General features: G+C 43.0%; 18 protein-coding genes and 3 pseudogenes. 13 read left to right on the forward strand and 8 right to left on the reverse strand.

Annotation, left to right across the window (positions count from 1 at the left end; all coding sequences use genetic code 11):
• Positions 1–716: 716 nt before the first annotated feature.
• Positions 717–1,676 carry a DUF1214 domain-containing protein gene (locus tag LW728_RS11050; protein ID WP_287766682.1) on the forward strand — a complete coding sequence of 320 codons (960 nt, stop codon included), beginning with the start codon at positions 717–719 and terminating at the stop codon, positions 1,674–1,676.
• A 766-nt stretch (positions 1,677–2,442) separates the two neighbouring features.
• On the opposite strand, the gene LW728_RS11055 is transcribed toward LW728_RS11050, so the two are convergent.
• Together LW728_RS11055 and LW728_RS11060 are read right to left on the reverse strand one after the other, a co-directional pair.
• Positions 2,443–2,733 (reverse strand): type II toxin-antitoxin system RelE/ParE family toxin, encoded by a 291-nt coding sequence (locus LW728_RS11055; protein ID WP_002744303.1) that lies wholly within the window; start codon positions 2,731–2,733, stop codon positions 2,443–2,445.
• Complete coding sequence (locus LW728_RS11060) at positions 2,730–2,918, reverse strand: hypothetical protein (RefSeq protein WP_104397005.1); 189 nt, start codon at positions 2,916–2,918, stop codon at positions 2,730–2,732. Before LW728_RS11060 ends, LW728_RS11055 begins: the two co-directional genes overlap by 4 nt.
• 281 nt (positions 2,919–3,199) lie before the next feature.
• Here LW728_RS11060 and LW728_RS11065 point away from each other — a divergent pair, with 281 nt between their 5' ends.
• Genes LW728_RS11065 through LW728_RS11075 form a run of 3 tightly spaced genes read left to right on the forward strand, consistent with a single transcriptional unit; the run spans position 3,200 to position 3,900 of the window.
• Positions 3,200–3,448 carry a DUF433 domain-containing protein gene (locus tag LW728_RS11065; protein WP_052276594.1) on the forward strand — a complete coding sequence of 83 codons (249 nt, stop codon included), beginning with the start codon at positions 3,200–3,202 and terminating at the stop codon, positions 3,446–3,448.
• Positions 3,449–3,493: 45 nt separating this feature from the next.
• The gene (locus LW728_RS11070; RefSeq protein WP_002734968.1) at positions 3,494–3,718 is read left to right on the forward strand and encodes a type II toxin-antitoxin system HicB family antitoxin; all 225 of its coding nucleotides are present in this window, start codon (positions 3,494–3,496) and stop codon (positions 3,716–3,718) included.
• Complete coding sequence (locus LW728_RS11075; protein ID WP_002762193.1) at positions 3,715–3,900, forward strand: type II toxin-antitoxin system HicA family toxin; 186 nt, start codon at positions 3,715–3,717, stop codon at positions 3,898–3,900. The genes LW728_RS11070 and LW728_RS11075 overlap by 4 nt, the downstream gene beginning before the upstream one ends.
• 33 nt (positions 3,901–3,933) lie before the next feature.
• Here LW728_RS11075 and LW728_RS11080 read toward each other — a convergent pair whose 3' ends face one another.
• Positions 3,934–4,578 (reverse strand): DUF3782 domain-containing protein, encoded by a 645-nt coding sequence (locus LW728_RS11080; RefSeq protein ID WP_287766684.1) that lies wholly within the window; start codon positions 4,576–4,578, stop codon positions 3,934–3,936.
• Positions 4,579–5,047: 469 nt separating this feature from the next.
• On the opposite strand from LW728_RS11080, the gene LW728_RS11085 reads away from it, so the two are divergent.
• Both LW728_RS11085 and LW728_RS11090 read left to right on the forward strand, forming a co-directional pair.
• Positions 5,048–6,916: a BRCT domain-containing protein gene (locus tag LW728_RS11085; RefSeq protein WP_287766686.1), complete on the forward strand. Its 1,869-nt coding sequence runs from the start codon at positions 5,048–5,050 to the stop codon at positions 6,914–6,916.
• 157 nt (positions 6,917–7,073) lie between these two features.
• Complete coding sequence (locus LW728_RS11090) at positions 7,074–7,952, forward strand: NAD(P)-dependent oxidoreductase (protein WP_061433410.1); 879 nt, start codon at positions 7,074–7,076, stop codon at positions 7,950–7,952.
• Between the two features lie 30 nt (positions 7,953–7,982).
• Here LW728_RS11090 and LW728_RS11095 read toward each other — a convergent pair.
• A pseudogene (locus tag LW728_RS11095) lies at positions 7,983–8,186 on the reverse strand (zinc ribbon domain-containing protein); the annotation flags it as partial.
• 16 nt (positions 8,187–8,202) lie between these two features.
• On the opposite strand from LW728_RS11095, the pseudogene LW728_RS11100 reads away from it, so the two are divergent.
• Positions 8,203–8,415, forward strand: a pseudogene (locus LW728_RS11100) (hypothetical protein).
• 100 nt (positions 8,416–8,515) lie between these two features.
• Positions 8,516–9,223, forward strand: a complete 708-nt coding sequence (gene rpe, locus LW728_RS11105; protein WP_002736739.1) for a ribulose-phosphate 3-epimerase — start codon at positions 8,516–8,518, stop codon at positions 9,221–9,223.
• 273 nt (positions 9,224–9,496) lie between these two features.
• On the opposite strand, the gene hisN is transcribed toward rpe, so the two are convergent.
• Positions 9,497–10,303 carry a histidinol-phosphatase gene (gene hisN / locus LW728_RS11110; protein ID WP_287766688.1) on the reverse strand — a complete coding sequence of 269 codons (807 nt, stop codon included), beginning with the start codon at positions 10,301–10,303 and terminating at the stop codon, positions 9,497–9,499.
• Positions 10,304–11,094: 791 nt separating this feature from the next.
• Here hisN and LW728_RS11115 point away from each other — a divergent pair.
• The 3 genes from LW728_RS11115 to hypF are packed head-to-tail and all read left to right on the forward strand — an operon-like array spanning position 11,095 to position 14,589.
• Positions 11,095–11,547, forward strand: coding sequence for a coiled-coil domain-containing protein (locus LW728_RS11115; RefSeq protein WP_287766690.1), 453 nt, complete (start codon positions 11,095–11,097; stop codon positions 11,545–11,547).
• A gap of 52 nt (positions 11,548–11,599) precedes the next feature.
• The gene (locus LW728_RS11120; RefSeq protein ID WP_287668267.1) at positions 11,600–12,274 is read left to right on the forward strand and encodes an ATP-dependent Zn protease; all 675 of its coding nucleotides are present in this window, start codon (positions 11,600–11,602) and stop codon (positions 12,272–12,274) included.
• A 50-nt stretch (positions 12,275–12,324) separates the two neighbouring features.
• Positions 12,325–14,589 (forward strand): carbamoyltransferase HypF, encoded by a 2,265-nt coding sequence (gene hypF, locus LW728_RS11125; RefSeq protein WP_287766692.1) that lies wholly within the window; start codon positions 12,325–12,327, stop codon positions 14,587–14,589.
• A gap of 330 nt (positions 14,590–14,919) precedes the next feature.
• On the opposite strand, the gene LW728_RS11130 is transcribed toward hypF, so the two are convergent.
• Positions 14,920–15,213 carry a hypothetical protein gene (locus LW728_RS11130; RefSeq protein ID WP_002754794.1) on the reverse strand — a complete coding sequence of 98 codons (294 nt, stop codon included), beginning with the start codon at positions 15,211–15,213 and terminating at the stop codon, positions 14,920–14,922.
• Between the two features lie 365 nt (positions 15,214–15,578).
• Between LW728_RS11130 and LW728_RS11135 the strand changes: the two genes are divergently transcribed.
• Positions 15,579–17,309, forward strand: a complete 1,731-nt coding sequence (locus LW728_RS11135) for a diflavin flavoprotein (RefSeq protein WP_287766694.1) — start codon at positions 15,579–15,581, stop codon at positions 17,307–17,309.
• Positions 17,310–17,381: 72 nt separating this feature from the next.
• On the opposite strand, the gene LW728_RS11140 is transcribed toward LW728_RS11135, so the two are convergent.
• Together LW728_RS11140 and LW728_RS11145 are read right to left on the reverse strand one after the other, a co-directional pair.
• Positions 17,382–17,864: a PIN domain-containing protein gene (locus tag LW728_RS11140; RefSeq protein ID WP_110578515.1), complete on the reverse strand. Its 483-nt coding sequence runs from the start codon at positions 17,862–17,864 to the stop codon at positions 17,382–17,384.
• On the reverse strand, positions 17,851–18,135 hold the full coding sequence (locus tag LW728_RS11145; RefSeq protein ID WP_002754799.1) for a UPF0175 family protein: 285 nt from the start codon (positions 18,133–18,135) through the stop codon (positions 17,851–17,853). The genes LW728_RS11140 and LW728_RS11145 overlap by 14 nt, the downstream gene beginning before the upstream one ends.
• Before the next feature lie 543 nt (positions 18,136–18,678).
• Between LW728_RS11145 and LW728_RS11150 the strand changes: the two are divergent.
• Positions 18,679–18,960 (forward strand): annotated as a pseudogene (locus LW728_RS11150) (flavin reductase family protein); the annotation flags it as partial.
• Between the last annotated feature and the right edge of the window lie 228 nt (positions 18,961–19,188).

The raw sequence follows: 19,188 nt of genomic DNA on the forward strand, positions 1-19,188 counted from the left end.
TTTTTCTTTGTCAGTAAGGGTGTCAACAAGGAATATTACAAATTGTTAACCGAGTCTTGAAAGCCTTGTGCTACAAAGGTTTGAAATGTTAAGAAAGATGTGACTAAAGGACAGGTCCTAAAAGGACGGCTTTACATTAGACCTCGACCTAATATTATCTCAAGACCAAAAGTCTTTCTAGTTAAGGAATCTACCCGAATAAAAATTATTTTAATTGCCTCATATTTCCTCAGTGAAATTGAATTAGCAACGATAGATATACATTTCAGCTATCGAACTATCTAATTAGTACACAGACTAAAAGCAAGCTGTGACTGAGCTATAATTTTTGGAGATGTCTAGTAGAATCAGGGTAGCTACGTTGACCTTAAAGGTGGGTGAAACGGACAGTGACACCTGTGTTAAAAGGCGGCTGACCGAACGGTTCAACAAAGCTCACCGTCCAACGGTGGTCTTCGGTGCGGTAGCACTCCAGACCCAGCCCCCACAAGCAAAGACTTTAAGCGAGTGAAGCGAACAACAGACCAAAAAAGTAGCCCCAATTGTGATAAAATCGGCGGGAGTAGCGGCAATTGGCATCGCCAGGGGAGTAGGAGTCTTGTCCTAGTTCATACACAGTGGTTTTCCATGAGTGCCTTCCCGAAGAATCACCGCGCTTCTAGGCCGGTGAGTGTCAAGAAACGAACTGGTTCAGAATACTCAATTAGGAGACAATCATGGCAGAAAATAACAATGTCCTGGTCACACCAGAGACCTATATCCGTGCCGAATGCGATCGGCAGTTTGGCACCATCGTTAAAACGGCGGGAGGCCTGAATCGCTTCTACCACTTACGCAGCATCACGCCGCTGGACCAGCAAAGCATCATCCGGATGAACAGGGACACTCTCTACTCCCAGAGCGTTGTCGATACGGACAAAGGCGCCACCATCACCGTCCCTACATTGCCGAAAGATCGCTACGTATCGGTTGAACTCGTGGATAACGAACACTATTGCCCCAAGGTGATCTACGAAGCCGGAACGCATGAATTGCCCCAGGACACCAAATACTTGGGTCTCTTCGTCCGCATCCAAGTGTTCGATCCCACAGACCCGGAGGAATTGGAGCAGGTCCACAAGTTGCAGGATCAGTTCAGCATCAATGCCAACAGTGCCGATCCACTGCCCGAGTTCAAGTGGGACAACGAATCGCTGCAAGCCCTAACTTTGCAGTATCAAAAGGATGCAGTCCAATACAGCAGTGTGACGGGGATGATGGGACCGCGTGGCCAGGTCAACGAGGATACCCGTCACATCGTGGTAGCCACTGGGTGGGGGCTTTTACCTGAATGGGACGCAATCTATCTAAACTACGATGGGGATCATGATTACAATATTTGTCACAAAGCGACCTATGATGTTCCAGATAATGAGGCGTTCTGGTCCATCACCGTGTATGGCAGTGACGGCTACATGGACAAGGAAAACGAGAACAACATCGTCAATTCCTCCAATGTAAAGCCAAACCCCGACGGCACCTTCACCGTGTATTTCGGATCGCAAGAGAACTGTGGCAATGTTTCCAATCGGGTAGATGTAACCGAGGGCTGGAATTTCGCTATGCGGATTTATCGTCCCGGTGAGTCTGTCTTGAATGGAACATACAAACTACCTGACGCTGTACCCGTCCAGTGATTCATTTGGTGAAGTTTGTACTGGTTTACACCTAAACGCTATCTATAGGGGCAATTCATCAATTGCCCCTACTACAAAAAAAGCAAAAGTGTAGTGGATTGTTTCAGCTAAAATAGGGCAATAGATTTCGGCTTAAAGTCTTAGATTATAGAACTTATAGCATTTTTCTAATACACCAAATTAGCTGAAACAATCCAGTAGGGTGCGTGTTTGCGGTTACTAATTCGGATAATAAAATAAAACCAACAATCCGCCGTAACGCACCAATTCTATTACTATTAATTAAACATAATAAATTACATTTAATTTACCTGTGTATCATCCCCTGTAGAATTAAGTAGGGAGACACAATTATTTGTAGGATGGGTTCGCAGTAGCGTAACATGAGCTTTCTTGCAGTCTCAACCAAAGATTTAAGATCAATCGAGAAATATCGCCCGCTGCGGGTTGTGACAATTAGTCAAGATGAACTGATGAGCCACCTCAATAATTTCTGGACTATTGGCCTCCCACTCCTCCGGCTCTTCTAGGTTCTGTGTGATTAGTTTAACTTACATTATGATCGATCGATCTTTGTGTCCTTTGTGTCTTTGTGGTTCGTTCCACCCCCTCGCTAGGAGAAATGTATCCTAGAATACATTTTACCCACCAAACCTAGGAGAGCCCTCCTCCCAGAGGGATAGCTAACCCGTTGAAGCTTTCTTCCCTTTTTTGGTAATCTTCACTGCTGCCATTAATTTACTCCCCCAATGGTCTTGGATTATCGTTAATCTTGTGGATTTTCAATATTTCGGGCAGCATGAAGTACCGCAATAACATCGATTTGCTCAGGCTTGATATAATAAATTATGCGATAAGAACCCTCGATAACTTCTCGGATCTGCTCAGTTTCAAACTCCGGAACAAGACGACCCGAAAAGGGAAAATTAGCAATCTGTTCTGAGCGTCTGGTCAATCTTTCCACCAGTCTTTGAGCATATTGAGGGGAGTTTTGTGATATGTAGTTGTAGATGGATGATAAATGATTAACGGCGGTTTCTGTCCAGAAAACTTTCATGGCTCTAGCTTGAACTTAGTGCGTACTTCTGCCACAGAAATAACCTTTTCCGCCTCACTATCGGCTAATCCTGCTTCAATTGCCTGTCTCACATAAATCTCATACATCAAATCATCCCATGTAGAATTATCCGGCAATTTATCGATTAAATTTCTGGCTTTTTGTTTAATGTTATTTATTTCCATGATGGTTTCCAAAATGACTCCTGACAGTTTACATTATAGCAAGATAGGCTCCTAGAGATGGTGTATTCTAAAACCACCGCTAACGCTCAGAATATCCAAAAAGGCTTTTCCCTCTCGATGTCCTCAACGAAACCTCAACCCGTGATTGGTGTTAGTTGGTGGATAAATGCTGTATATTTACTCTCGTCGCCGCTTAATTCACACGCAGCAGCGCAGAAACTTGCTCAACATTCATTGCTGTATGTAACAATACAGGAGGAGTTTATCTCAGGAGTTCCACGGTGATTAGAGAGCTAGACCGTATTACTGTTAATCCACAAATATGTCTTGGACAGCCAATGATTCGAGGAATGCGTATCACTGTAGGATTTGTTTTGAAACTGTTGGCTAGTCAGTTATCTATTCAGGAAATCTTAGAGGCTTATCCAGAGTTGGAGGAGGAAGATATTCGTCAGGCTCTTAATTATGCAGCTTGGGCTGTATCCGATTATATCGTTAGCTTCACTTCAGCAGCCGTAACGCACCGCTAACTTTAATGATGGTGGGTGATATAATTTAAAATTCTGAGGTAAATCATGCAACTAAAACTAACAAAAATATTCCAGAAAGTTCCCGAAGGCTATATTGGTTTTGTCGAAGAATTGCCAGGAGCTAATACTCAAGGAGAGACTCTAGAAGAAACTAGAAGTAATTTAGAAGAAGCAATTGAGCTAGTTTTAGAAGCTAATCGTATATTAGCTGAAGAGCAACTGCAAGGACAAGAAGTGATTCGAGAGTCTGTTACTTTCTGGGCTGCATGAAACGTATAAACTTAATTCGTCATTTAGAAAATTATGGCTGTGAATTCTTAAGAGAAGGCGGCAATCATACGATTTATGTAAATCGTGTCAATCAGAAATCTTCAGCCATTCCGCGCCATCGTGAAATCAATGAATTCTTGACGCGAAAAATTTGTCGAGATTTACAAATACCAGAACCATGAGTGCGACTCCTGTTAAGCTGCTGATTAAACAGCTTAAGCAAAACCCAAAGGTTGAAACTGAGCATCATTAATAATTTTAACCGTTTCCCCCGACTGCTTAATCACAAACAAACCGCGCCGATAGGCATAGACATCTATCCCCTGATCAATTTCAATGCCTGCCACTGCCCCATAAACCCGAAACTCTCGAAATTGGGGGAAAGCAACCTTAAATCGCTGTAATCGGCTGACAAAATCATCTACATCATCCCTCGACAGTCGAGATTTACATTCCACAGCCACCAACTCGCTCCCATTCACCGCCACAATATCAATCTCCATTGCCGCCCCAGAACGCTTACTTTTCAAGCGACTCATCGTTTGGGTGACATCAATGCCCCATTCCTGAAATAAACCCACGACCGCAGGCTCTACCATTTCTTCTATAAAAAGACACAAAGGAGTTGTTAAGCTATTGACCGCTTTGGTCGTTTCTTGTACCTGTTTTTTTAATTCTTCCATCGTGCGATTAGCTTCCTCTCTGCGGCGATCGGCTTCGGCACTGCGGCGATCGGCTTCGGCACTGCGGCGATCGGCTTCGGCACTGCGGCGATCAGCTTCCTTTTGAAACTCGGCAAATTGGGCCTCAGTTCTTTCAAATAACTTGTAAATATCGGCGATCGTTACAGCGTCTGACATAGGAAGATTCTTCAAGCTTGAGGAGTCTAGTCCCATTCTAGCGACTTGGCCCAGAAGAAATGTCCCTAGCTTCTCATCCGTGTTTTTTCAATCAATTATTGACTATCAACAAATCAGCGATCGCAGTTCAAGGGGAAGGGGTCAAAGGTCAAAAGGCGATCGCGGTCAATGGATAATAGGCAAGGACAATGGATAATTATCAACCATAGCTCCTGCGGCCATGGGCTACTATTTTAATCATCAGGAAGAAATTGACCTGGAAATCACCCAAGAATGGGATCAGGTACAAATTAGCATAACGCGAATAGCTAAATCACCTTTTTACACCGGGAGGAAAGAAGTGACTTTTTCCCCGCCCTTTCCCCGAATGCACCCCGTAACTGATATAAGTAGAGATGTAGGTCTATAACCAAAATTGCCGCATCAGTTCGGTTAGGTGACTGTTTTTCGCTTGTCTAGGAGGGTAGATATGCTCAACGAATTAATTTATGAAGGATTAGGTTTAAGTGCTGTTTTCGGAGGACTATTCCTCTGGTCGCGCTCTGGTCTCGTCAGCAAAAATACCGCCCTTTTAGCCGCACAAGCGCAATTACAGCAAAGTAACTCAGATTTGTTGGCTCAAGTCAAGGGTTTAGACGTGGCGCAATCAGATTTAAAAGACGAAAATCAGCAGCTGCACGCCAAAATAATTTACATAGAACAACATTCCGCCCAATTACAGCACAAAGCTACGGATTTAGAAAATTCTCTCCAGTCCCTCCAGCAAGCTGTCCAGATAGGTGAGAGTGAAATTGAACACCTGAAAACCACCGCTAAGGAAATAGAAGCGGAGAAAGCTGGTTTGATGGAGCAGTTAGAGGCAGAAAAAGCCCAAATTACTAGCCTAGAGGCACAGATTCAAACTTTAGAGCAGCAAAAAGGTGAAATTAACCGTCAATTTGATTTGACCAAAAAACAGACCACCTCTCTCTATAGTCAAATTCAGACCCTAGAACAGGATAAAACTCTATTACAGCAAGAGCTAGAAAAAGCTGAGGAATTAAGGGCGAAAGTGGCCGATTTAGACCATAAAAACCAAGAATTAAGCGATTTAGCCGCCCAAATTCCCAACTTGCAAGGTCAAATTCAAACCTTAGAACAGAATCTGGCTCACCAAACAGAACAGTATGAGCGAGGACAGCAGGAAATAGCCAGCTTACAGGATCAAATTAGCGGGTTAGAGCGGGAAAAAAAGTCTCTCAGCGAAGATTTAGCCGTAAGTCAAACTCGATCGCTCTCTTTAGGCAAAGAATGCGACAATTTAACTATAAAACTCCAAGAAACCGTCGCTCAAGTGACAGCCATAACCGCCGAAAAGGACAGTCTCGGCGCTCGTCTCGAAGCGGCTAAACTGGAGTTACAAGCTTTAGAAGTCCAGAAAGGGGAATTATCGGCAGAATTAACCACTGCTGCCGAAAAAATTGCTAATTTAAAAGGGCAATTACAGGAATTAAACCAGTTACCCCAACAATTGGCTGATTCTCAGGCAACAATTGCTGATTTAGAAGGGCAATTACAGGAATTAACCCAGTTACCCCAACAGCTAGAAACCTATCGGGAAAACATTTCTAATTTAGAGATTCAACTACACCAGTTAAGTTCCGAAAAAGACCAATTAGAAACCACAACTTCCCGTCATATCGAGGAATTAAGCCAACAAAATCGCCAACTAACTCAAGATTTAGAAGCCCAAAAAACGGCAGCTAAAGCTTTAGAAAAAGAAAAAATTAAGTTTGAGGGTGAGTTAGCAACTAAGCAAGCAGAAATCGCCGCTTTAGAGGTTAAAATTCAAAACCTACAGCAAGAAAGAGACGATTTCTCTCCACAAACTGCCCCTATTAGCACTAATGAACCAGAAGCAATTATTAGTGAAACTCCGGTAGTAGAAGAACCGGAAACCCCCCCGGTGATTGCCAAGGAAACTCCGGTAGTAGAGGAACCGGAAACTCCCCCGGTGATTGCCAAGGAAACCCCTGTAGTAGCAGCAGAAAAAATCACGGTTGCCGATACAAGTTTAGAAGTGCAACCCGCAGCGGAGATAGTCCAAACGAGTCAAGAATCCGCAGAAAATCCCCTAAGGGGAAAAACCGTAGTTATACTAGGAACCTTCAGCAAAATCAGTCGCGAGAAAGCGAAATCATTGATTATTAATGTCGGTGGTACTGTTACTGGTTCCCCCAGTGCGAATACTGATTATATTCTCCTCGGTAAAGCTCCCGGTGAGAAACTCAAAAAGGCTCAAAAATTAGGCATTAAAACCCTTTCAGAAGCCCAATTTCTGCAAATGGTAGAATCCTAAATCAGTTATCAGTTATCAGTTATCAGTTATCAGTTATCAGTTATCAGTTATCAGTTATCAGTTATCAGTTCACTGTTTACTGTTCACTGTTCACTGAAAATATACCCCACTTCATAATTCATAATTCATAATTCCCTTTCCCTTGATTACCAAAATTATGAGTCAAAAAATTGCCTTTTTAGGATTAGGAGTGATGGGGGCGCCGATGACGGCTAATCTTGTCCGTCAAGGTTTTGCTGTCAATGCTTGGAATCGTACCCCAGAGGTGCCGGGGATAACCATTGCTGGGGCAGCAGGTGCGAACATTTGTTCTAGTATCGCCGCCGCCGTCAGGGATGCCGAGATTGTCTTTACCTGCGTCGGGGATGTGCCTGACGTGGAAGCGGTAATTTTAGGACCGGGGGGTGTCATGGAATCGGCAGCGGTGGGAACTCTGGTGGTGGATATGAGTACCATTGGCTCTCAAGCCGCTAGGATGATTGGTAAAAAGCTAGAGGAAAATAATCTCCGTTTTCTCGATGCTCCCGTCTCTGGGGGCGATATTGGGGCGAAAAACGGCAGTTTAACTATTATGGTGGGGGGGAAAGAAGCGGATTTTCAGACTTGTCTGCCCTGTTTTCAAGCCATGGGTAAAACTATTCGCTGGTGTGGCGAAATCGGCAACGGACAAGCAGTAAAACTCTGTAATCAAGTCTTGGGGGCGGTTCACATGGTGGCGCTGTGTGAGGCTCTAAAAATGGCAAAAATTCAAGGATTAGACCCCAATTTAGTCATAGAAGTCTGTAAAACGGGGGCGGCGGGTTCTTGGGCGTTGGAAAATTTGGGACCAAAAATCCTCGCCCAAGATTTACAGCCGGCTTTTATGATTGAACATATTTTAAAAGATTTGCGATTAGTCAAAGAAACTGCCCAGACAGCCGGGGAAATTCTGCCCGGGACAGATTTAGCAGAAGCTTTATTTAAAGTAGTAGCGGAATTGGACGAAGGCAAGGGAATTAAACAGGGAACCCAAGCGATGATTCGTGCCTACGATTAAGCCTTTTGTTGGCTTTGACACTCCCGTTGCCTAAAGGCGTGGGGATTCTTCGTTCACGGGGAGATGCCTTGCAAAAGCAGTGCCTTTACTTGGTCTTACTCTCCCTCCAGAAGCAGTAGCTGTATGCCCTACCGCCAAAATTCGTAAACCTTCATCTCGAATATTCTTAGCAGCATTGATGTCTCTATCGTGGGTTTCTCCACACTTAGGACATTGCCAACTACGAATATCTGGTTCTTCGGTTTGTCTTATGCAATGGACGAGGGTTATAAGGGATGGAACCCTTATAGAGAAAGGCATTTAGCGATTTTTGTCAATTGTTTTTGCTCTAGAGCGAACTAATCAATTAAGTCTCTTGCCAGATAAGGATTTAGTCGTGTCAGTAGCGGTTATTGCCATACAACAATCACAAATTTTTGTCTGTTACAATTTATACAAAATGCCCTGGGATTACCCCGACTGAAAACTCAAATCCGATTAGTGATCACTGATTACTGATCACTGATCACTGATTGCTGATAAGATTGTTACGAAAATATAAACACGAAATTCTATAGTTAGCCATGACCCAAAACGGAAGCTCGAAATCGATCGTTGTCTCTCCCTCGATCCTATCGGCGGATTTTAGTAAATTAGGAGCCGATATCGAGGCTGTGGATAAGGCAGGAGCCGATTGGATTCACGTTGATGTGATGGATGGTCGTTTTGTCCCGAATATCACCATTGGACCCCTGATTGTCTCCGCTATTCGTCCCTATACGAAAAAACCTTTAGATGTGCATTTAATGATCGTCGAACCAGAAAAATATGTGGCTGACTTTGCGAAAGCGGGTGCTGACATTATTTCTGTTCACGCTGAACATAATGCTTCTCCCCACCTCCATCGTACTCTTTGTCAGATCCGCGAACTCGGTAAACAAGCGGGTGTGGTATTAAATCCCTCCACTCCCCTAGATTTAATCGAATATGTGCTGCATTTGTGCGATTTAGTCCTAATTATGAGCGTTAACCCCGGTTTTGGTGGCCAGAGTTTTATCCCGGAAGTTGTCCCCAAAATCCGTCAATTACGCCAAATCTGCGATGAAAAAGGCTTGGATCCCTGGATTGAAGTGGATGGCGGCTTGAAACCGGCTAATACTTGGCAAGTTCTCGAAGCGGGTGCTAATGCGATCGTAGCAGGTTCGGCGGTATTTAATGCCCCCGATTACGCGGCAGCGATCGAAGGTATCCGTAACAGCAAACGTCCCCAACCTCAATTAGCCACGGTTTAATTGCCGCAGGGGTGGGTTAGCTGTTGATTAATTAGGGTCTGCTGAAAAAGTTTTTTGTGGGGACAGGGTGTGGGGTGTGGGGTGTGGGGTGTGGGGTGTAGGTTTTTACTGATTCCCATCTGGTCAATTACCTAATTTTCAGAGAAAAAGTCCCGTAATTTTCCCACGATCACTCCCATAACTGGTACTTTTTGATTGACAAAAAGTCTAAAAGTCTTACCCAACAAGGTTTTTAGATTTATTCAGCCAGCCTTAATTATCTTGGCATTCGCACTAACCCACTCTGCTGATTTGTTCTAAAACCTGCTGCCATAAACCCGAATTAGAGACGGCTAAAACTTCGCTAGAATCAGCTTGTAGGGGATTACCAGACCAATCGCTAATTATTCCGCCGGCACCTTCAATAATCGGGATTAAAGCACAAAAATCGTAGTATTTCAGGTCTGATTCTAGGATTACCATCGGCATGGCAGTGCAGCCAGTGGCTAACATCATATAGTTATAACAATCACCCCCAAAAGCGGTACGTTTACAGACGCTTTGCAGCTGACGAGCGATCGCTTGTTGTCGTTCTGTGATAAACATTAAGGGAGTGGTGGAGGCTAAACAGGCATTTTTTAAGACAAGTTCCCGATCCTGACGATAGGGATTAACAATCATCCGGTTATTATAAAGACTCCCTTTTCCCTTCACTCCTAACCAGCGATCGCCTAAAATCGGTTGATCGACAATTCCTAAAATCGGTTGATTTTCTGCCACTAGGCCGATTAAAGTCCCAAAAATCGGTAATCCCTTGACAAAAGAGGATGTTCCATCGATCGGATCCAACACCCAATAACGACCACTTTGGGCGGGAATATTGGCTCCTTCTTCCCGAATAACCCCATCTTCGGGTAATTCTCGCCGAATAATCGCCACCATCGCCTCCTCAGCTTCTTGATCGGCGATTGTTACTATTGAGGAAACTTGATCGAGTTTTGTCTCGGTTTCTAGATGGGGCTGCCGAAAATAGCGCCGGATAATCTCTCCAGAAGTGTCCGCTAATTGATGAGCTAGTTGGATAGTGCGATCAATATTCATCAATAAAAGTTATCCATACAGGAAAACAATAATGTTTATTTATGGTAAAGGGGAGATGGGGAATTATGAATTATGAATTATCAGTGGGGAGGTGGGGAGGTGGGAATTATGAATTATGAATTATCAGTGGGGAGGTGGGGAGGTGGGAATTATAAATTATGAATTATCAGTGGGGAGGTGAGGGATTTAGCGGAAATTTCCCTATCACCCTAAATACTTATTGCCTCTTGGATAGTGCGAGCGATATTCATCAATAAAAGTTATCCATACAGGAAAACAATAATGTTTATTTATGGTAAAGGGAAGTGGGGAATTGGGGAAGTGGGGGATTTAGCGGAAATTTCCCTATCACCCTAAATACTTATTGCCTCTTGGATAGTGCGATCAATATTCATCAGTAAAAGTTATCCATAGTGGAAAACGATAATGTTTATTTATGGTAAAGGGAAGTGGGGAATTGGGGAAGTGGGGAGGTGAGGGATTTAGCGGAAATTTGCCTATCACCCTAAATCCCTATTGCCTCTTGCATAGTGCGAGCGATGTTCATCAATAAAAGTTATCCATACAGGAAAACAATAATGTTTATTTATGGTAAAGGGGAAGTGGGGAAGTGGGGAAGTGGGGAGGTGAGGGATTTAGCGGAAATTTGCCTATCACCCTAAATCCCTATTGCCGCGTCGAAGCTAGAACTATCAGTGGGTAACAGTTTGATTTTGACTCCATAATTAAATTAGTCAACGATCGACTCAATCTCAAGACGAGAAAAAATTAATCTATTAGGAGTTTAGCTGATGACGGCTTTTACGGAAAATGACCTAAAAAGGTTAGAAAATCTGATTATCAATGGACAAAAAGCGATCGAAACTCGTTTAACCTCTCTGGAGAATGGACAAAAAGCGATCGAAACTCGTTTAACCTCTTTGGAGAGTGGACAAAAAGCGATCGAAACTCGTTTAACCTCTTTGGAGAGTGGACAAAAAGCGATCGAGAATAGCGTCGGAGAGATCAAAAGAGAAATTCAAGTCCTAGAGATAGGACAGACGGAAATTAAGGGAGAAATCAGGACTTTAGACGCAAAAATCACGGGTTTAAATGCAAGAGTGCAACTCATCGAGGCATCCGTGGGAAAAATTCCCGATTTAGCTGAAAAAATTGGGGAAGTAAAAAACTGGAAACAGATCGGTATATCGATTGTGACTGCTTTTGTGGGTGGGGTAATTGGTTGGTTGATTCGGGGAAAATAAAACTAGGCAATGTAACATAGTATTAAGCATTTGTATATTTTTATTAATTTTTATGGAACAGACAGCTTTAAATCTGATCGCGATTACCGTTTTTTCGATCACTCTTTCCGTATTTGTCACCCCTTTGCTGTCTATTTCGCCTTTTGTCCCCGCTTTGGCTACTTTTAGCCTCTTGGGATTAGTTACCGTTGATACTCTCACCTTTAATAACCGGGGCGTGACTTTACTACTGGATGCTCTTTCTCCTAGTAAACACCGTCAAAGAGTTATTTACCACGAAGCCGGACATTTTCTCACCGCTTATATTTTGGGTATTCCGATCGCCAGTTATAGTTTGACCGCTTGGGAAGCCTTTCGTCAAGGCCAAGAGGGAGTCGGCGGCGTTCAATTTGAATTAGCAGATTTAGGGCAAAAAGTCAAGAACTTTACCGATTTTCCTGCTTTTTTAGAGCGAATTTCTACGGTGTGGATGGCGGGAATTGCTGCCGAAACCTTAGTTTATGGTAAAGCGGCAGGGGGAGAAAGCGATCGATTTTATCTGCAATCGGCCTTAAAATTAGCGGGGGTTCCTGAGAATAATTATGCCCAAAAAGAGCGCTGGAGTTTATTACAGGCAAAAACTCTTTTAGAAAAACAACAGACTGCCTATCAAGCTTTAGTGATAGCTATGGAAAAAAGGGCCAGTGTGGAAGAATGCTGTCGGGTGATTAGTGAAAGTTTAGTATAACGGGAAAAGTAATCAGGGATAGATTTGATGATTTCCCCGTTAAATTATTTATGAATAATCAGAGCATTCAATCCGAGCAGCGATTAGCTTTAATTGTGCGCGGAGCAGTACAAGGAGTCGGTTTTCGTCCTTTTGTTTATCGATTAGCAACGGAATTAAACCTAACTGGTTGGGTTAATAATACAGCAGCGGGAGTTTTTATTGAAGTCGAGGGCAATCGAGACAAACTAGAAACTTTTTTGAATCGATTATCTTTAGAAAAACCCCCTCAATCGCTAATTGAAAATATTGAGACTCAATGGTTAAATACCGTCGGTTATCAAAACTTTAGCATACGCCGGAGCAGCGGCGGTGAAAAGAATACAATTGTTCTGCCCGATTTAGCCACTTGTCCCGATTGTTTAGCCGATATTTTTGACCCTAATAATCGTCGTTATCGCTATCCTTTTACTAACTGCACTAACTGCGGTCCTCGCTACAGTATCATCGAGAGTTTACCCTATGATCGCAGTGCCACAACTATGAGGGGTTTTAATCAGTGTCCCGAATGTCAAAGGGAATACGAAAACCCTCTGGATCGCCGTTTTCATGCCCAACCGAATGCCTGTCCTCGTTGCGGACCCCAAATTAGTCTTTTAGATAGTCAAGGCTCTGTATTAGCGGAAAAAGATCAAGCTTTAATCGCCACTGCTAGAGCAATTGAACAGGGAAAAATTATGGCGATAAAAGGATTAGGAGGATTTCACCTAGTTGTCGATGCAAGAAATACGGAAGCAGTGCAAAAATTGCGACAACGTAAACAGCGACCGGATAAGCCTTTTGCCGTGATGTATCCTAATCTTGAGTTAGTGAAAAAACATGGTTATGTATCTTCTTTAGAATCGCAATTATTGCAGTCTCCTGCAGCAGCAATTGTCCTGATTAAACAGCGAAAAAATGATATTTATGCTGCCGTTTCTCCGGGTAATCCCTATCTAGGAGTCATGTTACCCTATACTCCCCTACATCATCTTTTATTAGCAGAATTGGGCTTTCCTATTGTAGCAACCAGTGGTAATCTAGCCGATGAACCTATCTGTATTGAGGAAAAAGAAGCTTTAGAAAAATTAGGAAAAATTGCCGATTTATTTCTAGTTCATAATCGTCCCATCCTTCGACCAGTGGATGACTCTATTATCAGGGAAATGGCGGGAAAAGCGATGATTTTGCGGCGAGCGCGGGGATATGCTCCCTTTCCCGTTAAAGTTAATGAGGGAGATTTTCCCCCGATTCTGGCCGTGGGAAGTTATTTTAAAAATACCGTGGCTATCTACCAAAAAAATCAAGTTTTTATCAGTCAACATATAGGCGATTTAGATACAGTTAATGCCGTCAATCATTTTGAAAATATCCTCGATAGTTTAAAAAAATTATACGAGTTTGCACCCGAAGTTATTGCCTGTGATGCTCATCCTGAATATCTAGCAACCAAGTACGCTTATAGCTTAAATTTGCCCGTTATTCCCATTCAACACCATTACGCTCACGTTTTATCCTGCATGGCAGAACATCAGCTACAACCTCCAGTTTTAGGGGTTGCTTGGGATGGAACAGGATACGGTTTAGACGGCACAATTTGGGGGGGAGAATTTATCCATATTGCTGCCGATTCTTGGCAGCGAGTCGCCCATTTTAAACCCTGGCCATTACTGGGAGGAGAAAAAGCAGTTAAAGAACCCAGACGAGTGGCTTTAGGATTACTAGAAGTTATGGAAAATACTGATAGGATAAAATCAGCTTTTAGTGAACAGGAATGGTCGATTTTTAGGCAAATGTTAACAAAAAAAATTAATTGTCCTTTAACTTCTAGTGTCGGGCGTTTGTTTGATGGTGTGGCGGCGATTCTAGGTTTATGTTATCAATTAAGTTTTGAGGGACAGGCAGCAATGCAGTTAGAATTTGCTCTTGAAGGCATTAAAACCGAAGAATATTATCATTTTTCTTTATCCGCCGACTCCCCCATAGTTATTGATTGGAATCAGATAATTTTAGGAGTTGTTGAGGATTTAGAAAAACAAGTACAAATCGGCATAATTGCCGCTAAATTTCATAATAGTTTATATGAGATTATTGTAGAAATTGCTCAGAAAATAGGTAGAGAAAAAATTCTCCTGACGGGAGGCTGTTTTCAAAATCGTTATCTGACGGAAAGAACAATTAATCGCCTACAAGCTTCGGGATTTCAACCCTACTGGCAGCAAACTGTTCCCACTAATGATGGTGGTATTAGCCTTGGTCAAATTATCGGGGCCTGTTCTCAACTCAAACAGTTCTAGATAGGATAAAATTAACTTCTTGGTTAGGATAGGCAAGAGGCAATGGGTGCATCTCACATTTGCAAAAATACCGACAATCAGCAATTATCAGTGACCCTTAAATTATTACAGACATATCAGCAGCTGCCTGTAAGCATCCCACCGAAAAACTAATGCGCTCCAGGGTTTGGGTAGGGTTGATTCATGAATCAACCCTACTATAGAGTTCTTGCATAATTAATTTTTGAGAGTGCAAAAATGAGATGCACCCAGAGGCAAGAGGTAAGAGGTAGTTATAAGCGTTAAAGATAAACCACAGAGACACAAAGAATACAGAGAGCCGATTTTTTTCTAGACTGTTAAACGATGCCACTCAACGATTTTATTGCCTACTTTCAAAATGATTGCTTGACCTAAACCCAGTTCTTGTGTCACATTAACTAGATGGGCAAAATTTTGACGAGTGATTGCTAGTCCCTGCAAACAGGCTAGAAAATCGAGACAGAGAACCGTAGAAAATTCCCAAGTTTGCCGGTAAATACGGCAATTGTCCGGTAAAAAAGCCACAAGAGTGCGAAAATGACTCAAAGCGGCTTTCTCAAAATTGGCGCTAGTGCAGTCAAAAGACGAGTGCTGATAGCTCATAAAAACTTTGCCTGATAGGGAAAGAGCAGGGTTTCCCTCAGACTAGCACTTCCCTTCTGGGGATCACCTTCCCTTTAGAATTTCTCAATAGACTGGCAAATCCCCCCAGAGGAGTATCGTTACCCGCGAGCCAATTGCTAGAAGCTAGGTTTCTTCCCAGAGATAGTGTACTGTAGATATTGATGTCCTTCCTGCTGGCAAGATAACCTATAAATTTCCCCACTCGTCCCTAGCGATAAAAGGCTGTATTTAGTCAAAAATCAAGTGTTGACTTTGATGCCAAACTTGCCTAGTAAAAAATGATCACAGCCTCAAGTTGCCGCTTAACTAATTGACTACTTAACTGATAACTGGTAACTAAAATTATGAATAATGCAATTGTCAAACCGAGAGATGTACAAGTAGCACCGATCGCCGTCGATACTTTTGTCTTTCGTTCCCGCACTTGGGACCGGTTAAAATTCGAGATCGAATACGGATTACAAAAGGGAACCACCGCCAATAGTTATCTGATTAAAGGTGAAAAGGTCGCTCTTTTTGATCCACCGGGGGAATCATTCTCGGCTATATTTTTAGAGGCTTTAACTAAAAGAATCGATCCGAAAACTATTGATTATATTATCCTCGGTCACGTTAACCCCAATCGTGCCGTCACCCTCAAGGCACTTTTAGAAATCGCTCCTCAAGTCACTTTTGTTTGTTCTAATCCGGGGGCAATTTCCCTGAAAAAAATTCTCGAAACCGAAGCATTAAATCTGTTGGTTGTCAAGGGGGAAGAAATATTAAATTTAGGGGCAAACCATCAATTAGAATTTATCCCCACTCCTAACCCCAGATTTCCCGATCAACTCTGTACCTACGACAGCAAAACCGATATTCTCTACACCGATAAATTATTCGGAGCGCACGTTTGTGGCGACCAAATTTTTGATGAGGGTTGGAGCGTTTATAACGAAGATCGGCGTTATTATTTCGATTGTCTCATGGCTCCCTATGCCAGCCAAATTAGCAACGCTTTGGAGAAATTAGCCGCTAAATCGCCCTTATTTTATGCTGTTGGTCACGGTCCTCTGGTGCGTTACGCGATGCACGAATTGACCCTTTCCTATCAACAATGGTTAGCAGTACAAAAGTATCAAGAGTTGACAATCACCCTGATTTATGCCAGTGCCTACGGCAACACCGCCACCCTTGCTCAAGCGATCGCCATGGGGATCACGAAAGCGGGAGTAGCAGTGACGGCGATTAATGCCGAGTTCGCTGAACCGGACGAGATCAAAACGGCGATCGAAAAAAGTGTCGGTTTTATCTTTGGTTCCCCCACTTTGGGAGGACACGCACCGACTCCCATCCAAACCGCCTTGGGGATTACCCTAGCAAATGGCGATAAAAGCAAGCTGGTGGGGGTTTTTGGCTCCTACGGTTGGAGTGGGGAAGCGATCGATCTTTTGGAAGGTAAATTCCGGGATGGCGGTTATCGCTTCGGTTTTGAGCCAATTCGGGTTAAATTTAAGCCCACGGAGGCAATTTTAAAGACCTGTGAGGAAGCGGGAACCGATTTCGCTCAAGCAGTCAAAAAAGCTCGCAAAAGCAGACAACCGAAAACTAATGTTAACCAATCCCAAAGCGATCGGCGATCGCAGGCGCTGGGCCGTTTGGTGGGTTCTCTCTGTATCGTCACCTGCGAATTGGGAGAATTGCGCGGCGCCATGTTAGCCTCTTGGGTGTCGCAAGCGACGTTTACCCCCCCCGGATTGACTATTGCCGTGGCGAAAGAACGAGCGATCGAGTCTCTGCTTTATAGCGGTACGCCTTTTGTCCTTAATATCCTCCAAGAAGGACAACATATAGCTTTAATGAAGCATTTTCTTAAACCTTTTACTCCAGGAGAAGATCGTTTCGCTAATATCGAAACCACTAAAGCTGAGAACGGTGGGCCGATTCTGGCCGAAGCGCTCGCTTATCTGGAATGTCGGGTGGAACAACGAATGGAGTGCGGTGATCATTGGTTGATTTATGCGATCGCAGAAAAAGGCAGGGTTTTACACCAAGGTTTAACCGCCATCCATCATCGCAAATCTGGCAGTTATTATTAACTCATGGTGACGGGCAAGGGATCGCAAAAAACAAGGGTTTCGGCTGATCCCGAAAGTGAACAATACTCTCCCCTATCCTTCTGCTACTGTTTGTAAAACAAGATCGATAAATTTCTGGCTGTAGTATATGCCTTGTTGTTGCATCGTTTCTATGTAAGGTTTGACTGCAGCGATCTTTCCCAACTGTTTTGCTTTAATTAAAATACCGATCGAACCTGTAATTGGAATATTGAGAGATTTACACACCTGACGAGCAGCTAATTCATCGATAAGCACTAAAGAGGCTTTTTGTTCTAGTGCAAGGACGATGACTTCTGATTCTCCTCGATCTAGAGTCGGTAATAGTAAGGAAACCTGCTGTTGAGAGGCGATTTCTCGGACAGAAATCCACTGTTCTCGTAATAGATCGATCGAGCCAGTTTTGTCTTGATCGTAAGTGCTGATTTCAAGAGCTACCGCCTTAGGAATAATGATGCTTTTAACTATTTCTTGTAAAAGACCGAGTTGACCAATTCGCGCAAAAGCGATGAGGGGAGTAGCGTTACTTACAATCATCAGGCTCCAGTTTTTCTATTCCCTTTAATTCAACCGCTAACGCCGATTCGTCATAATCAAACAATACAATCCCTTTTTTAGACAAAATATCCATAAATTCTAGGCGATTAATTCTCGCTAATTCCGCCGCTTTTCCTAAAGAAAGTCGCTTTTCTTGAAAATAATAAATAGCGGCCAGAAGTTTAATTTCTTGACCGAGTTCATCAATTCCTATTTTTAAAGCGGCAAGAACATCGGGAGAAAATTCTAGATTTAATATTTCATTTTTCATTCTAAGTACCTAGTTAAAAATAAAGTTATAGTCATTTCAGATAAGTCTGATACACTCTAGACCAGTTAAACCCTTATTAACTCTAGCATTGATATTCTCAATCTTAATTGAAATGACTATAACTTTAGAGACAAGAGAACTCCGGAACAGGGAACAGAAGGGTTTCTGACTTTTTTTAAGATGCCTCTTAATTATTACAGCTTACAGCGTTTCTCATAAAGATGAAGTATAATCTGATTTGGCATCGTCTCCTGACTCCTGATTGAGGTGATTAAACCGCACAGTGCGCTATTATAGCAGCGGGCAGAAGGAAGAAGGAAAATCCTTGCCAGAACTGAATTTTAGCGATTTAGGTTGTCCTAACTAACTCGTTCTCTGCTATAAGTCTTATTAAGGGGGTGTTAGACCGATGCAGGTGAGATAGTGGCAGCAATTCTCATTTTGAAACGATTTTGCGTTGTTTCAGCGATCTAGAGATTCGTTAAGAATTATTAACCCCTCTGGGTGCAAGGGTTTTAATGTCATGAAACCTTAAAATGAGATTTTGTCCTTAATATCCTCCAAGAAGGACAACATATAGCTTTAATGAAGCATTTTCTCAAACGTTTTACTCCAGGAGAAGATCGTTTCGCTAATATCGAAACCACTAAAGCTGAGAACGGTGGGCTGATTTTGGCCGAAGCGCTCGCTTATCTGGAATGTCGGGTAGAACAACGAATGGAGTGCGGTGATCATTGGTTGATTTATGCGATCGCAGAAAAAGGTAAGGTTTTACACCAAGGTTTAACCGCCATCCATCATCGCAAATCTGGCAGTTATTATTAATTTGTCGTTATGATCATTTCAGGGGGTGTTTTCAGGCAGGATAACGCACCCTGATTGGTCTAATCTAATACTAAATCAGGCTACATATCAGGATAGACACTCCCGCAAGTGCAGTGACTCTTAAATTATTACAGATGTATCAGCGGCTGCGTGTAAGCATCCCACCGAAAAACTAATGCGCGGGGGGTTTGGGGGCGGCGCCACGCCCCCAACGGGGGGTTTGGGGGG

This window comes from Microcystis sp. 49638_E5, from assembly GCF_021300285.1.
Classification (GTDB): Bacteria; Cyanobacteriota; Cyanobacteriia; order Cyanobacteriales; family Microcystaceae; genus Microcystis; species Microcystis aeruginosa_C.

Coding starts and splice junctions, on each gene's coding strand:
- rpe (WP_002736739.1), top strand. CDS start 8,516: ATGACCCAAAACGGAAGCTCGAAATCGATCGTTGTCTCTCCCTCGATC.
- LW728_RS11060 (WP_104397005.1), bottom strand. CDS start 2,918: ATGGAAATAAATAACATTAAACAAAAAGCCAGAAATTTAATCGATAAA.
- LW728_RS11075 (WP_002762193.1), top strand. CDS start 3,715: ATGAAACGTATAAACTTAATTCGTCATTTAGAAAATTATGGCTGTGAA.
- LW728_RS11130 (WP_002754794.1), bottom strand. CDS start 15,213: ATGAGCTATCAGCACTCGTCTTTTGACTGCACTAGCGCCAATTTTGAG.
- LW728_RS11085 (WP_287766686.1), top strand. CDS start 5,048: ATGCTCAACGAATTAATTTATGAAGGATTAGGTTTAAGTGCTGTTTTC.
- LW728_RS11120 (WP_287668267.1), top strand. CDS start 11,600: ATGGAACAGACAGCTTTAAATCTGATCGCGATTACCGTTTTTTCGATC.
- LW728_RS11055 (WP_002744303.1), bottom strand. CDS start 2,733: ATGAAAGTTTTCTGGACAGAAACCGCCGTTAATCATTTATCATCCATC.
- LW728_RS11135 (WP_287766694.1), top strand. CDS start 15,579: ATGAATAATGCAATTGTCAAACCGAGAGATGTACAAGTAGCACCGATC.
- LW728_RS11115 (WP_287766690.1), top strand. CDS start 11,095: ATGACGGCTTTTACGGAAAATGACCTAAAAAGGTTAGAAAATCTGATT.
- hisN (WP_287766688.1), bottom strand. CDS start 10,303: ATGAATATTGATCGCACTATCCAACTAGCTCATCAATTAGCGGACACT.
- LW728_RS11070 (WP_002734968.1), top strand. CDS start 3,494: ATGCAACTAAAACTAACAAAAATATTCCAGAAAGTTCCCGAAGGCTAT.
- LW728_RS11140 (WP_110578515.1), bottom strand. CDS start 17,864: ATGATTGTAAGTAACGCTACTCCCCTCATCGCTTTTGCGCGAATTGGT.
- LW728_RS11080 (WP_287766684.1), bottom strand. CDS start 4,578: ATGTCAGACGCTGTAACGATCGCCGATATTTACAAGTTATTTGAAAGA.
- LW728_RS11145 (WP_002754799.1), bottom strand. CDS start 18,135: ATGAAAAATGAAATATTAAATCTAGAATTTTCTCCCGATGTTCTTGCC.
- LW728_RS11050 (WP_287766682.1), top strand. CDS start 717: ATGGCAGAAAATAACAATGTCCTGGTCACACCAGAGACCTATATCCGT.
- hypF (WP_287766692.1), top strand. CDS start 12,325: ATGAATAATCAGAGCATTCAATCCGAGCAGCGATTAGCTTTAATTGTG.
- LW728_RS11090 (WP_061433410.1), top strand. CDS start 7,074: ATGAGTCAAAAAATTGCCTTTTTAGGATTAGGAGTGATGGGGGCGCCG.